The sequence below is a fragment of the Azospirillum sp. TSO35-2 genome (genome assembly GCF_003116095.1).
Classification (GTDB): domain Bacteria; phylum Pseudomonadota; class Alphaproteobacteria; order Azospirillales; family Azospirillaceae; genus Azospirillum.
The window spans coordinates 665,208-678,609 of the sequence record NZ_LGRA01000018.1 but is presented as its reverse complement, the minus strand read 5'-3'; the positions used below and the strand labels follow the sequence as shown (position 1 = coordinate 678,609).

The window sequence follows — 13,402 nt, the reverse complement described above, 5'->3', positions numbered from 1 at the left end:
CGGTCAGGGTGATCGTGCCGTTGCCGCCGACCGCCGCCGCTGCGACGTCCTTGCCGGCCAGACGGCCGCTGCCGGTGATGGCCGCGCTGATCGACTGCTGGAGCTTGGTCGCGATGTTGACGCTGGCGTTCTGGCCGACCGCGACGTCCGTCGAGGTGGCGGTGTAGCTGAAGGACTGGCCTTCCACCGTGATGGTGAAGATGTCGCCCGCTTCGATCGTGCCGCTGACGTTCACCGTGGAGACCTGCGACACGCCCGACTTGGCGGCGGTCTGCATCTTCGCTTCGATCGTCTGCGTGTTGTCGAAGTAGGAGATGGTGCGGCTTTCGTTGCCGTCCGTGACGATGAAGTCGCGGGTGCGGCCGTTGGCGCCGCGGACCTCCAGCTGGACGTCGGAGAAGCTGCCGAGCGTCGTCGACATGGTGCCCGACAGCTTCAGGCCGGTGAAGCCGTGCGCGTTTTCGGCCTTGGAGATGTCGGCGGTCTTGGCTTCGATCGAGCCGTCACCCTTGATGCGGATCGAGTAGGTGTCGGCCGAGATGACGTTGGTGACGCGGGCGTTGTCGATGCCGGTGATGGTGTTCACCGCGGCGCGCGAGGCGCTGGTGCTGTCCATGCTCATGCCGTTGCCGTTGATCAGGTTCTTGCCCTGATACCCGCTGTCGGCGGCGAGCTTGTCGATCTGGTCCTTCAGCGTGTTGAACTGCGAGGCCAGCGACTTGCGGGTGGCGATGGACGCGCTGTCGTTGCCGAGCGCGGCGTAGGCGGCGGTGGTCAGGCCCTTGGCCTGGTCGACCAGCGAGTCGATCGAGGTCAGGCCCTTGTCGGCCGACTGGATCGTGCTGATCGACTGGCCCATCGCGTCCTTCAGCGACGTCAGGTCGCCGGCGCGCTGGTTCAGGCCCTTGGCCGCGAAGAAGGCGGTCGGACCATCGAGGGCCGAGTTGATCTTGTTGCCCGTCGACAGGATGTTCTGCTTCTTGTCGATACCGGCCTGCGTGCTCTGCAGCTGCAGGAGGTTCGTGCGCATCGAGGCGGTCAAGGTCACATTACCGGCCATGGTCCTAGTCTCCTTCTGAGGCTGTCCCCGCACTTGGTCATTTGACCGGCGAGGCAACGTGCGTTTTCCTGACAGCCTCTCTTTCAAGCGCCGTGCCAACTGCGATGGCATGCCATAAGACGTTGATTTCACTGCGAGATAAAAATGGGCCGGCAAAAAGCGCAGGGTGCCGGCGGGCCGTTGGGCGGGGCGGTCCGAAAAAGAGTCCCGGAATCTTTTGCCGCTGATGGACGGAACTGCCGATTGCCCCGACGGAACGAATCTTCCCAGCGGCGGACCGGTGCGGCTATGGTCGGGTGTCGACACGCAACCCGTGACCGCAAGCGTCACAGCAGGGATAAGGACAAGCAGCATGACCGGTCGGATCGACGCGCGCCTGGCGGAACTGGGGATCGAGCTGCCGCAGGCGGCGGCCCCGGTGGCGGCCTATGTGCCCTACACGCGCTCGGGCAACACGCTCTACATCTCCGGGCAGGTCACCGTGTGGAACGGCGAGCGCAAGTTCGTCGGCAAGGTCGGCCAGGACTTCACGGTGGAGCAAGGCAAGGAAGCGGCGCGGCTCTGCGCCCTCAACATCCTGGCCCAGGCCAAGGCCGCGCTGGGCGGCGACCTCGACCGCGTCACCCGCGTCCTGCGGTTGGGCGGCTTCGTCAACTCCGGCGCCGATTTCCACGACCACCCGCTGGTGATCAACGGCGCGTCGGAGCTGATGCGCGACGTCTTCGGCGAGGCCGGCCAGCACGCCCGCGCCGCGGTCGGCGCCCCGTCGCTGCCCGGCAACGTCGCGGTCGAGGTCGACGCGATCCTGGAAGTCGCCTGAGATCGGCTGTCCTGGACGGTGGTGACTTGCCGCGCTGCGGCATGAGACTTACCTCCATGCCGAAGGCATAAGCGGGTGCCGAAGGCATAGGGAGGGCATGCATGCCGGATGGCAACGACGCGATCACCGTCAAGGTTCTGACCGGGATCGGCGAGGCGGACGCGGGGGACTGGGACGCCTGCGCCGGTCCCGACAACCCGTTCCTGTCCCACGCCTTCCTGCTGGCGCTGGAGGAGTCGGGATCGGCGACGGGCAAGTCCGGCTGGCAGCCCAGCCATCTGGCCGCCTATGACGGCGCCGGCCGCATGGTCGGCGCCGTGCCGGCCTATCTGAAGAGCCATTCCTATGGCGAGTACGTCTTCGACCACGCCTGGGCCAACGCCTACGAGCGGGCCGGCGGCCGCTATTACCCCAAGCTCCAGGTCGCGGTGCCCTTCACCCCGGTGCCGGGACCGCGGCTGCTGGCGGCGCCGGGGGAGCGGGCCGACGCCGTGGCGGACGCGCTGGTCGCGGCGCTGGAGCAGGTCGCCGGGCGCTACGGCGTGTCCTCCGCCCATGTGACCTTCCCGCACAAGGCCGACTGGGACCGGCTGGGCGAGGCCGGCTGGCTGCAGCGCACCGGCGTCCAGTATCATTGGCACAACCGCGGTTACGGCAGCTTCGACGCGTTCCTGGAGACGCTGAACTCCCGCAAGCGCAAGGCGATCCGCAAGGAGCGGCGCGAGGTCGCCGACAGTTCGGTCCGGCTGCACACCCTGACCGGCGGCGACCTGAAGCCGGAGCATTGGGATGCCTTCCACCGCTTCTATCTGGACACCACCGACCGCAAATGGGGCGGCGGCTACCTGAACCGGCGCTTCTTCGACCTACTGGGCCGGACCATGGCCGACCGGGTGGTGCTGGTGATGTGCGAGGATGGCGGGGAATGGGTGGCCGGCGCCCTGAACCTGCTGGGCAGCGACACGCTGTACGGCCGCAACTGGGGCTCGGACGGGCGCTACCGCTTCCTGCATTTCGAGGCGTGCTATTACCGGGCGCTGGACTGCGCCATCGAACGCGGTCTGGCGCGGGTCGAGGCCGGCGCCCAGGGCGAGCACAAGATCCAGCGCGGCTACCTGCCGGTGACCACCTACAGCGCCCACTGGATCCCCGACCCCGGCTTCCGCCGCGCCGTCGACCGCTATCTCGCCCAGGAACGCCCCGCCATCGCCGCCGAGATCGAGGCGCTGGGCGAACTGTCGCCCTATCGTCAGGACGGCTGAAGTGTCGGGTGGGGCTCAGCCCCAGCCGGCCAGCACGGCGGCGGCGTCGCTTTCGCGCAAGGGTGCCCGCTCCGGCGGCGGGCCGCCGTCGACGCGCAGGCCCATCAGCGTTTCCACCAGCGGCTCCGGCCCCCCGGTCGCGCGGACCTGGCCGCGTGCGGCGATGTGCGGGTGGCTTGCCACCTCGGTCAATTCCGGCAGCGCCTCGAAACAGCAATCGACCGGGTCGAGCAGCGCCTTCCAGTCGGCCAGCGTCCGGCTGGCGAACAGGGCGTCCAGATCGGCCGTCAGGGCGGTCTGCGGCAGGGGATCGGCTTGGCGGGCGATCCAGTCCGGCCGTCCCACCGCCTCGCAGAAGCCGCGCCAGAACTTGGCCTCCAGCGCCGACAGGGTGACGAAGCGGCCGTCGGCGGTGCGGTAGATGCGGTAGCAGGCCGACCCGCCCGACAGCAGCGCCTCGCCCCGCTTCGGCATCTGGCCGCGCGCCGCGGCGGTCAGGTTCAGCCCCTGCCAGCCCAGCACCGATTCCATGATCGACAGGTCGAGGAAGCAGCCGGTGCCGCTGCGCTCGCGCCCGAACAGCGCGCCGACCACCGCCAGCGCCGTCTGCTGGGCCGACGCGAAGTCGGCGACCGGCAGATAGCTGATGACCGGCCGGTCGGGCAGCCCGGAGGCGTCCAGACCGCCGCCGACCGCCATGTAGTTCAGGTCGTGCCCGGCCCGCGTCGCGTAGGGACCGCCATAGCCCCAGCCCGACAGGCTGGCGTGGACCAGCCGCGGATTCAGCGCCCGCAGCCGCTCGCGCCCCAGCCCCAGCTTGTCCATCACGCCCGGCCGGTAGCTTTCGATCAGCGTGTCGGCCTTCGCCAGCAGCGACTCCAGCGCGGCGCGGCCGTCGGCCGACTTCAGGTCGATGCGGATGACCGTCTTGCCGGCGTTCAGCAGCTTGTAGGCGGCGGTGGTGCCGTCGCTGTCCGTCGGGCCCAGCCGGCGCAGCGGGTCGCCGTCGGGCGCCTCCACCTTGACCACCTCGGCGCCGAGGTCGCCCAGCAGCTGCGCCGCGTGCGGGCCGGGGAGATACTGGCCGAGATCGACGATGCGCAGGCCGGACAGGAAGGGCAGGGGCATGGCGGTGCTCGGGGTTTGTTGTTGGTCGGGGACGGTGGGTGCAAGGTGTTGCCCCCACCCTGACCCTCCCCCTCTTCGAGGGAGAGGGAACTCCGTTGCATTCCTGCAAAGCTCCTACCCCCTCTCCCGCCGAAGGCGGGGGAGGGATGGGGAGGGGGCATCAAACAGGAAGGGCAAAGAGCCGGCGCCTCAGGCGGAAAGCCTCACCCCCCGGTGACGCTCATGTGCCGGCCGACCGCCGGACCCTGGTGGCGGCGGTCGATCATGAAGTCGTGGCCCTTGGGCTTGCGGGTGATCGCCTCGCGCACCGCGTCGATCAGCGGGGCGTCGTCGTCGCTGACCCGCAGGGGCGTGCGCAGGTCGGCGGCGTCCTCCTGGCCCAGGCACATGTAGAGGGTGCCGGTGCAGGTCAGCCGCACCCGGTTGCAGCTTTCGCAGAAATTGTGGGTCAGCGGCGTGATGAAGCCGATGCGCTGGCCGGTTTCGCCGACCCGCACGTAGCGGGCCGGGCCGCCGGTGCGGTGGTCGCTCTCCTCCAGGGTCCAGCGCTTCTGCAACTCGGCCTTCAGCATGGTCAGCGGCCAATACTGGTCCAGGCGGGCGCCCTCGCCGATGTCGCCCATCGGCATCACCTCGATGAAGGTGAGGTCGAAGCCCTGCTCGCCGCACCACGCCACCATGCGGTGGATCTCGTCGTCGTTGACGCCTTTCAGCGCAACGGTGTTGATCTTGATCTTCAGCCCGGCGTCCTTGGCCGCCTGGATGCCGCCCAGGATCTTGTCCAGCTTGCCCCAGCGGGTGATCGCCTGGAACTTGTGCGGGTCGAGCGTGTCCAGCGACACGTTGATCCGCCGCACCCCGGCCTCGTACAACCCGGCGGCGTGCTTGAACAGCATGGTGCCGTTGGTGGTCAGCGTCAGCTCGTCCAGGTCGCCCGCCTTGATGTGACGGCCCAGCGCATGGATCAGCCGCATCACGTCGCGCCGCACCAGCGGCTCGCCGCCGGTCAGCCGCAGGCGGCGCGTGCCGAGCTTCACGAAGGCGCTGCACAGCCGGTCCAGCTCCTCCAGCGTCAACACCTCCGCCTTGGGCAGGAAGCTCATGTCCTCCGCCATGCAGTAGACGCAGCGCAGGTCGCAGCGGTCGGTCACCGACACGCGCAGATACTCCACCTTGCGGCCGAACGGGTCGATCAGCGGAGCGAGGCGGGGCTGGGAGAGCGACGGCGGGGACTGCAACTGCGTCGAAGGCGGCAGGGTGCTGGTCATCGATGGACTCCACGGACGGCCGACGGCGGGCCGCCCCAGTATATGTTCGCTGCACGGACGACATGCAACGATCGGGGGAGCGTATTCCACATCACGGTATGCCGACTTTGATGGCGATCAAGTGTGTACGATGTCATGTCAGCTTTTGTCGCACCGCCTCCTGCATCGCCTCCTCGCGCTCGCGCAGGTCGTCGTCGGTGGTGCGGGGCACCGGCGGGCGACCCAGCGAGAAGGGGGCGTCGCCGCGGTTGAATTGGTCCTGGACGCGGCAATCCTCGCACATGCGGATGCGGTTGGCGGCCTCCGGCGTGGCGAACATCCAGTGTTTGCCGGCCAGCGTCGCCACGATCTTCTCGATCGAGGATTTGCTGGCGAACGGCTTGCCACAGGACACGCAGCAGAAGGGCTCCTCCTCCTTCACCACCACGGCGCCGCGGGCGTGGTCGCGGAAGTCGATCTCCGGCACCAGGCTGATGACCTTTTCCGGGCAGGTCGCCTGGCACAGCCCGCACTGGACGCAGGCGTCCTGCGCGAAGGACAGCATCGGCTTGTCGGCGTTGTCGAGCAGCGCCCCGGTCGGGCAGGCGCCGACGCAGGACAGGCACAGGGTGCAGCCCGCCACGTCGACCGCCACCCGGCCGAACGGTGCGCCCGGCGGCAGCGGCAGCACCTCCACCGGCGCCTGCTCCAACCGGGGGGCCACCGCGTGCAGGTGGCGCAGCGCCAGCATGGTCACCGTGCGCTTCGGTCCCATCGGCAGGAACATGCCGGGCTGGACGGTGTCGGGCGGCAGCGCCCACAGCTCGTCCGCCACCGCGTCGGGATCGGCGGCGTCGATCACCGCCACCCGGCCGGAGCCGTAGCCGAGCCCGCTGAACGCCGCCTCGGCCAGTCCGATCTGCGAGGCCAGCCCGGCGGTCTCCCCCTCGTTCTCCGGCCCGGTCAGCACGCGGACATGGGTGCAGCCATAGGCCAGCGCCAGCGCGAACAGGTCCAAACCGACCTGCGTCACCTCGTTCAGCGCGAAGGGCAGCACCCGGGCGGGCAGGCCGCGGCCATGGCGGGCCATCATGCCGATCAGCGCGTCGCCGTGGCGGGGGTCGTGGATCAGCAGCGCCGGGGCTGTCCCGCCGGCCTTCCGGTGGGTGTCCAGCAGCGTGCGCAGCCGTTCATACACCGTGGCGGCCGGCGGCAGGGCGTAGGTCGCCGCCCCGGTCGGGCAGACCGCGGCGCAGGAGCCGCAGCCGGCGCAGACATGCGGGTCGATCGCCACATGGTCGCCGTTCGGTGCGACGGCGCCGGTCGGGCAGACGTCCAGGCAGCGGGTGCAGCCGGTCTTGCGGCTGCGCGAATGGGCGCAGAGTTCGGCCTTGAAGTCGACGAAGCGCGGCTTTTCGAACTCGCCGACCAGATCGGCCAGCTCCAGCAGCGCCCTGGCCACCTGGACCGGGCTGTTGGGGTCGGGGCGCAGGTAGCCGTCGCGGCGCTTGTGGTCGGGGAACAGCGGCGTGCCGCCGGTCAGGTCGAGGATCAGGTCGCAGCGGGCCGACGCCCCCTGCCGTACCGGCTCGAACCCCAGCGTCCCGCGCGACGAGGGCAGGGCGGGCGCGTAGTCGTCCACCACGATCTCGAAGGCGCCGACCCAGCCGCGGGCGCTGCGGATGCGGCCGCGGAACAGCGCCACGTCCATCACCTGCGGCGGAGCGATGTCCTTCGGGCTGGTCAGCAGCACGGTGACGTCAAGACGCTTGGCCAGCTCCCGCCCGGCCTCGATGGCGCGGTCGTCGTTGCCGTAGACCAGGCAGGTGCCCTGGGAGGTCAGCGTCAGCGCCCCGGTGGGGGGGATCGGCAGCGCCGCCTCGGCCAGCAGCGCGGCGATCTTCGGCAGCGCCTGCGCGCCCTCGTCCGACCAGCCGGCGCGCTCGCGGATGTTGGTGAAGGTCAGCGGGGTGTCGGGCGCCACCTCCGCCGCGATCTCGCCGAACAGCGGCGCCTCCTGGGTGCAGGCGACCAGCAGCGGCTGCCCGGTCGCCACCGCCGCCTCGAAGCGGTCGAGCTGCGCCCGGCACAGCTGGGTGTGGACGGTGACGGCGCTTCCAGCGCCGCAAGCCTTGCCCAGCGCCGCGCCGTCCAGCGTCATGCTGTTCGCGCAGTCGCAGACGAGCACCGTCCGATCGCCGATTTTCATGGTCCCAAAGACTCCCGTCGCTTGGGGCTGACGCCCCTGGCCTGCCGACACTCATATGGGGGAATGCGGCGTGTTGGGAACGGGAATCTTATTGGGACTGATTGGGTGGAACACTGATGCAGGCTCTCTCGCAGTCTTCTCACCCTTGAGGACGGCGAGAGGGCCTACCCCTCACGCCCCCGGCTCGTGGGCGTTCGGGAAGAACAGCTGTTCGCCGTTGATGGTGTAGTCGGCGATCGCCTTCTGGCCGTCGTTCGACACCAGCCAGTCGACGAAGGCTTGGCCGTCGGCCGCCTTGACGTGGGGGAATTTGGCCGGGTTGACCAGCATCACGCCGTATTGATTGAACAGGCGCTTGTCGCCCTCGACCAGGATGGTCAGCGGGCCGCGGTTCTTGAAGTTCAGCCAGGTGCCGCGGTCGGTCAGGGTGTAGCCGTTCATCGCCGCGGCGGTGTTCAGGGTCGGGCCCATGCCCTGGCCGATCGCCTTGTACCAGCCGCCGTCGTTTTTCGCCGGGTCGAGGCTTGCGGTCTTCCACAGCGACAGTTCGGCCTTGTGGGTGCCGCTGTCGTCGCCGCGCGACACGAACGGCGCCTTGGCCCCGGCGATCTTCGACAGCGCGGCGGCGACATCCTTGGTGCCCTTGACGCCGGCCGGGTCGGCGGCCGGGCCGACGATGACGAAGTCGTTGTACATCACCGGCTTGCGTTCGGTCGAAAAGCCCTCGGCGACGAATTTCTCTTCCGACGGCTTGTGATGGACGAACAGCACGTCGGCGTCGCCGCGCTTGGCGAGGTCGACCGCCTGCCCGGTGCCCTTGGCGACGACCCGCACCTCGATGCCGGTCTTGGCGGTGAATTTCGGCAGGATCGAGCCGAACAACCCGGAATCCTCGGTCGAGGTGGTCGATGCCACCGTGATGAAGCGGTCGGCGGCCAGCGCGCCGGACGGCGCCGCCCCCTGGACCAGACCGAGAAGGGCCGCGGCGGCGGCGCACCCCATCACGAACGAACGGCGCAGCATGACGTCACTCCCCCCGCAAGCGTTGTTGCCTGAACAGCATATCGCACTATGGACGGAGCCGCACCCGCTTGCCAAGCCCCGGCTGGCCGGCAAAGGGTCGCAAGCCCCAGGGTTGTGGCGTCACTGTTGGAGACGCGCCGTTTCCTTCATCAGCGACGCGGCGAGGTTGATGGCCAGCGACAGCGTCATCAGCACGATGCCCAGCCCGAGCGCCGTCGGCAGGTCCCCCTTGCTGGTCTCCAGCGCGATGGCGGTGGTCATGACCCGGGTCGCGTGTTCGATGTTGCCGCCGACGATCATCACCGCGCCGACCTCGGCCGAGGCGCGGCCGAAGCCGGCCAGCACGGTGGTGACCAGGCTCCAGCGCGCTTCCGACAGCAGGGTGGCCAGCCGGCGCAGCGGGCCGGCGCCGGTGACGCGCAGCAGGTCGTCATACTCGACCAGCAGATCCTCGACCGTCTGGCGGGCCAGCGAGGCGACGATCGGCACGATCATCACCGTCTGGGCGATGATCATCGCCGTCGGCGTGAACAGCAGCCCCAGCACGCCGAAGGGGCCGGAGCGCGACAGCATCAGGTAGACCACCAGCCCGACCACCACCGGCGGCAGCCCCATCATGGTGTTCAGGGCCACCGACACCGCCTGCCGGCCGGGGAAGCGCAGGTCGGCGACGGCGGCGCCGAGCGGTAGCCCGATCAGCGTCGCGGCGGCCACCGCGGTCAGGCTGACCCGCAGCGACAGGCCGATGATGCGCATCAACCCCTCGTCCAGCGAGAGGATCATGGTGACGGCCACCGTCAGAGCCTGGGAAAAATCGTGCATGGAGTCCAATTCGACAGGGGCGGGGCTTGTCGGACGGCTGGCACTCGCCCACACTCGCGACCATGAGCCTCGAGACCTTCACCATAGCGCCGGATCCGGCGAACCCCAAGCTGACCGAGCGCGTGCGCGGTCTGGACCAGGACGGCCGTCCCGTCGAGACCGCCGTGACGGTCGAGCGACCCCTGACCCTGTACCTGAACGGGCAGGAGATCGTCACCATGATGACGATCGGCGACTACCCGGACTGTCTGGCGGTCGGCTATCTGCTGAACCAGAACATGCTGCGCCGCGACGACCGCATCACCGGCATCGACGTCGACGAGGAGACCGACACCGTCGTCGTCCGCACCGAACGTGCGACCGACTATGAAGCCAAGCTGAAGAAGAAGACGCTGACCTCCGGCTGCGCCCAGGGCACCGCCTTTGGCGACGTGATGGAAACCTTCGAGTCGGTCCGGCTGCCGGCCGACGTGCGGCTGCGCACGTCCTGGATCTATACGCTGTCGAAACAGATCAACCTGCAGCCGAGCCTGTATCTGGAGGCCGGGGCGATCCATGGCAGCGTGCTGTGCTGCGAAGATCGGCCGCTGGTCTACATGGAGGACGTCGGCCGCCACAACGCCGTCGACAAGGTCGCCGGCTACATGCATCTGAACAACATTCCGGCTGCGGACAAAATCTTTTACACCACGGGTCGTTTGACATCCGAAATGGTGATCAAGACCGTGCAGATGGGCATACCGATCCTGATCTCGCGCTCCGGCTTCACCGCTTGGGGCGTGCAGCTGGCGCGGCAGGCCAACCTGACGCTGGTCGGCCGGGCCAAGGGCCGGCGCTTCATCGCGCTGGCCGGAACCGACCGTCTGGTGTTCGACGCCGAGCCTTCCGGCGCGTCGGACGAGGACCGCCGCCATGGACGCAAAGGAAGCCGTGATGACGACTGACATGGCCGGCGTGCTGCTGGCCGGCGGGCTGTCGCGCCGGATGGGCGGCGGCGACAAGTGCCTGCGGACGCTGGGCAGCCGCACCATCCTGGAACGGATCGTCGCCACCGTCCGGCCGCAGGTCGGCCCGCTGGTGCTGAACGCCAACGGCGACCCGGAGCGTTTCGCCGAATTCGGGCTGCCGGTGGCGCCCGACGTGGTGGAGGGCTATGCCGGCCCGCTTGCCGGCGTGCTGACCGGGATCGAATGGGTGCGCGGCACGGCGCCGGGCATCGCCTGGATCGCCAGCTTCGCCACCGACGCGCCCTTCATCCCGCGCGACCTCGTCGCCCGCATGGCCGCGGCGCTGGAGCGCGAGGGCGCCGATCTCGCCTGCGCCCGGTCGGGCGGGCAGGAGCATCCGGTCTTCGGCCTGTGGCCGGTGCGGCTGGCCGGCGACCTGCGCCGCGCCATGGTGGAGGAGGGCATCCGCAAGGTGGACGCCTGGACCGCCCGCTACCGTCTGGCGGTCGCCGACTTCGACGTCGATCCGGTCGATCCCTTCTTCAACACCAACCGGCCGGAGGATCTGGCCGAGGCGGAACGGCTGCTGCGCTCGGGAGGCGTGCCATGACCGGGCCCCGCCCTGAACCCCAGGCCGAACCCCTGGCCCGCGTCGAGACGATGGCGCTGGGCATCGTGGTGGAGCGCCGGCGTGGCGTCACCCCTTGGGCCGACTGGAACTGGCGCCCGGTGTCGGTGATCCCCGGCGCCGGCCCGGTCGAGCCGCCCGGCCGCATCCTGCTGGAGGGCGACGGCTGGAGCCACAGCCACGCCGCCACCCTGACGCTGGAACTGTTCCGCACCGACACCGAGGGGTATCGCCTCAACCTGTCGCAGGACCCGCCGCGCCTGTGGGTGGTGATGCGCCCCGGCCCGGATGGCGAGACGCCGGCGCCCTTCGTCGTCACCGCCTCCGCCCACGAGGGCGAGGGCTACCAGATCGGCGACGACGTGGTGGAGACGGTGGCGATGCCGCCGGAGGTGATCGCGCTGGTCCGCGACTTCGTCGACCAGCACCACGTCGACGTCCCCTTCTACAAGCGCGAACGCAAACGCCATTTCGACAAGGAGGAGCGGCGGCGGTGAGCGACGAGGCGTTCCTGTCCCGCTGGTCGCGCCTGAAGCGCACCGCGACCAAGCCCGAGCCGACCCCGCTCGACGGTCCGCCGCCGGTCGATGAGGTCGCGCCGCTGCCCGCGGTCGTCGCCGGCGAGTCCGCAGCCGATTCCGCGCCGGCGTCCGACTCGGAGGCGTCCGATAGCGCCGACCCGTTGAAGGACCTGCCGCCGATCGAGGAGTTGACCGGCGAGTCCGACTTCACCCCCTTCCTGCGTGCCGGGGTGCCGGAGGATGTGCACCGGCAGGCCCTGCGCAAGCTGTGGACCTCCGACCCGATCTACGCCAACGACGACGGGCTGAAGGACTACGCCGACGACTACACCGGCCTGTTCACCGGCAGCGCTCCGGTCAAGACGCTCTACCGCGCCGGCAAGGGCTTCCTCGACGCACTGGACGAGGTGGTGGAGGGTGCCGACCCTGCTCCCGCCGTTCCCGCCTCTTGCGCACACGACGTTCGTGCCGACGGCGTCGGGCGGATCGATGATTCGCCGACAGCGCCGGATGAGGGCGAAGCCCCTCCCGCAAAATCGGCCTCATAACGCGACGGATCGGCGCGCTGCTTTGAACGCATTCAAAAGCCGGGGGCGTTCTGTTAGCGCGAGCATAGCGCGGCGATAAAGTTTCATTTGCACCTCTTCCGGCCGTGTCCTTAGTTGACAAAAGGATAGGTTCAGTCCTTTTATTATCTGCCTGTGCAACGCTAAGCCACTGTAGGGCAAAGGCTTTTCGCAGGTGCACCAAAAGGGGTGCGGGGCGGGGTTCCAAAATACGGCGCGTGGCGGGGCTGCGAACGCCGATGGTCCCGTCCGTATGTCCGGGAGGAGTTGCGGCGCGTGTCCAAGGCCGTCGATCACACCATCCCCTCCGCCATCGCGGAGGAGGAGTTGCTGCGCGCGCAGGTCTACGGCCTGCTGGCGCGCCTGCTGGCGCGCGCCCCCGACGCGGCGCTGTTGGCGACGCTCGGCGACCTGGTGGGGGAGGGTGGCGCCTTCGGGGCGGCGCTGGACCAGTTGGCCGCGGCGGCGCGGGACTGCGATCCGGCGGCGGTGGAGGACGAGTTCACCACGCTGTTCATCGGCGTCGGCGGCAGCGAGCGCACGCCCTACGGCTCCTTCTACCTGACCGGGTTCCTGAACGAAAAGCCGCTGGCCGAACTGCGCGCCGACATGGCGCGGCTGGGCATCGCGCGCGCCGACGGCGTGTCGGAGCCCGAGGACCACATCGCCGCGCTGTGCGAGATGATGGCCGGCCTGATCGGCGGCGCCTTCGGCGACGGTGACGAGTCCATCGGCCTCGCCGGGCAGCGCGCCTTCTACGACCGCCATGTCGGCTCCTGGGCCGGGCGGTTCTTCGCGGATTTGGAGACCTCGCCGTCGGCCCGCTTCTACCGGGCGGTCGGTGCGGTCGGACGGAGTTTTCTGGCGGTCGAGGCGCAGGCCTTCGACCTTGCGGCGTGACACGAAGGAGCGGAGCCATGACGCGGGACGCGGTCAAAGCCACGAAGGACGCCATCCAGGGCGATAAGAACACGGGCGGCACGAACACCACTCTGGACCGGCGCGACCTGTTCCGCGTCGCCGGACTCGGTGTCGGCGCGCTGGGCGCCGCGGCGGTCGGCGCCACGGCCACCGGCGGGACGGCCCAAGCCGCGCCGGCCGAACCCAAGACCACCGGATACCGCGAGACCGACCATGTGCGGAAGGTCTACGACGTGAGCCGCTTCTAA

Annotated in this window: 13 protein-coding genes and 1 pseudogene; 8 read left to right on the top strand and 6 right to left on the bottom strand. The window is 69.5% G+C overall.

Features of this window, described 5'->3' with window-relative positions:
• Positions 1-1,060, bottom strand: a pseudogene (locus TSO352_RS14005) (flagellin); the annotation flags it as partial.
• Between the two features lie 352 nt (positions 1,061-1,412).
• Here TSO352_RS14005 and TSO352_RS14000 point away from each other — a divergent pair.
• The gene (locus TSO352_RS14000; protein ID WP_085088381.1) at positions 1,413-1,880 is read left to right on the top strand and encodes a RidA family protein; all 468 of its coding nucleotides are present in this window, start codon (positions 1,413-1,415) and stop codon (positions 1,878-1,880) included.
• 101 nt (positions 1,881-1,981) lie between these two features.
• On the top strand, positions 1,982-3,142 hold the full coding sequence (locus TSO352_RS13995; RefSeq protein ID WP_109107920.1) for a GNAT family N-acetyltransferase: 1,161 nt from the start codon (positions 1,982-1,984) through the stop codon (positions 3,140-3,142).
• 15 nt (positions 3,143-3,157) lie between these two features.
• Here TSO352_RS13995 and TSO352_RS13990 read toward each other — a convergent pair whose 3' ends face one another.
• The 5 genes from TSO352_RS13990 to TSO352_RS13970 form a co-directional block, all read right to left on the bottom strand.
• Complete coding sequence (locus tag TSO352_RS13990) at positions 3,158-4,270, bottom strand: CoA transferase (protein WP_109107919.1); 1,113 nt, start codon at positions 4,268-4,270, stop codon at positions 3,158-3,160.
• Positions 4,271-4,473: 203 nt separating this feature from the next.
• On the bottom strand, positions 4,474-5,466 hold the full coding sequence (gene moaA, locus TSO352_RS13985) for a GTP 3',8-cyclase MoaA (protein ID WP_109108324.1): 993 nt from the start codon (positions 5,464-5,466) through the stop codon (positions 4,474-4,476).
• 205 nt (positions 5,467-5,671) lie between these two features.
• Entirely contained in the window at positions 5,672-7,726 is a 2,055-nt protein-coding gene (locus tag TSO352_RS13980) for a 4Fe-4S dicluster domain-containing protein (protein WP_109107918.1), read from the bottom strand.
• Between the two features lie 171 nt (positions 7,727-7,897).
• On the bottom strand, positions 7,898-8,749 hold the full coding sequence (locus tag TSO352_RS13975; RefSeq protein WP_109107917.1) for a substrate-binding domain-containing protein: 852 nt from the start codon (positions 8,747-8,749) through the stop codon (positions 7,898-7,900).
• Positions 8,750-8,869: 120 nt separating this feature from the next.
• Entirely contained in the window at positions 8,870-9,571 is a 702-nt protein-coding gene (locus TSO352_RS13970) for an ABC transporter permease (RefSeq protein WP_109107916.1), read from the bottom strand.
• A 62-nt stretch (positions 9,572-9,633) separates the two neighbouring features.
• Here TSO352_RS13970 and fdhD point away from each other — a divergent pair, with 62 nt between their 5' ends.
• The 6 genes from fdhD (at position 9,634) to TSO352_RS13940 (ending at position 13,402) form a co-directional block, all read left to right on the top strand.
• Positions 9,634-10,515: a formate dehydrogenase accessory sulfurtransferase FdhD gene (gene fdhD, locus TSO352_RS13965; RefSeq protein WP_109107915.1), complete on the top strand. Its 882-nt coding sequence runs from the start codon at positions 9,634-9,636 to the stop codon at positions 10,513-10,515.
• A complete protein-coding gene (gene mobA, locus TSO352_RS13960) occupies positions 10,505-11,128 on the top strand; it encodes a molybdenum cofactor guanylyltransferase MobA (RefSeq protein ID WP_109107914.1) in 624 nt (207 codons plus the stop codon). Before fdhD ends, mobA begins: the two co-directional genes overlap by 11 nt.
• Entirely contained in the window at positions 11,125-11,643 is a 519-nt protein-coding gene (locus tag TSO352_RS13955; RefSeq protein WP_109107913.1) for a DUF3305 domain-containing protein, read from the top strand. The genes mobA and TSO352_RS13955 overlap by 4 nt, the downstream gene beginning before the upstream one ends.
• The gene (locus TSO352_RS13950; protein WP_109107912.1) at positions 11,640-12,215 is read left to right on the top strand and encodes a DUF3306 domain-containing protein; all 576 of its coding nucleotides are present in this window, start codon (positions 11,640-11,642) and stop codon (positions 12,213-12,215) included. The genes TSO352_RS13955 and TSO352_RS13950 overlap by 4 nt, the downstream gene beginning before the upstream one ends.
• A 294-nt stretch (positions 12,216-12,509) precedes the next feature.
• Positions 12,510-13,133 carry a molecular chaperone TorD family protein gene (locus tag TSO352_RS13945; protein ID WP_109107911.1) on the top strand — a complete coding sequence of 208 codons (624 nt, stop codon included), beginning with the start codon at positions 12,510-12,512 and terminating at the stop codon, positions 13,131-13,133.
• A gap of 17 nt (positions 13,134-13,150) precedes the next feature.
• Complete coding sequence (locus tag TSO352_RS13940) at positions 13,151-13,402, top strand: formate dehydrogenase (RefSeq protein ID WP_109107910.1); 252 nt, start codon at positions 13,151-13,153, stop codon at positions 13,400-13,402.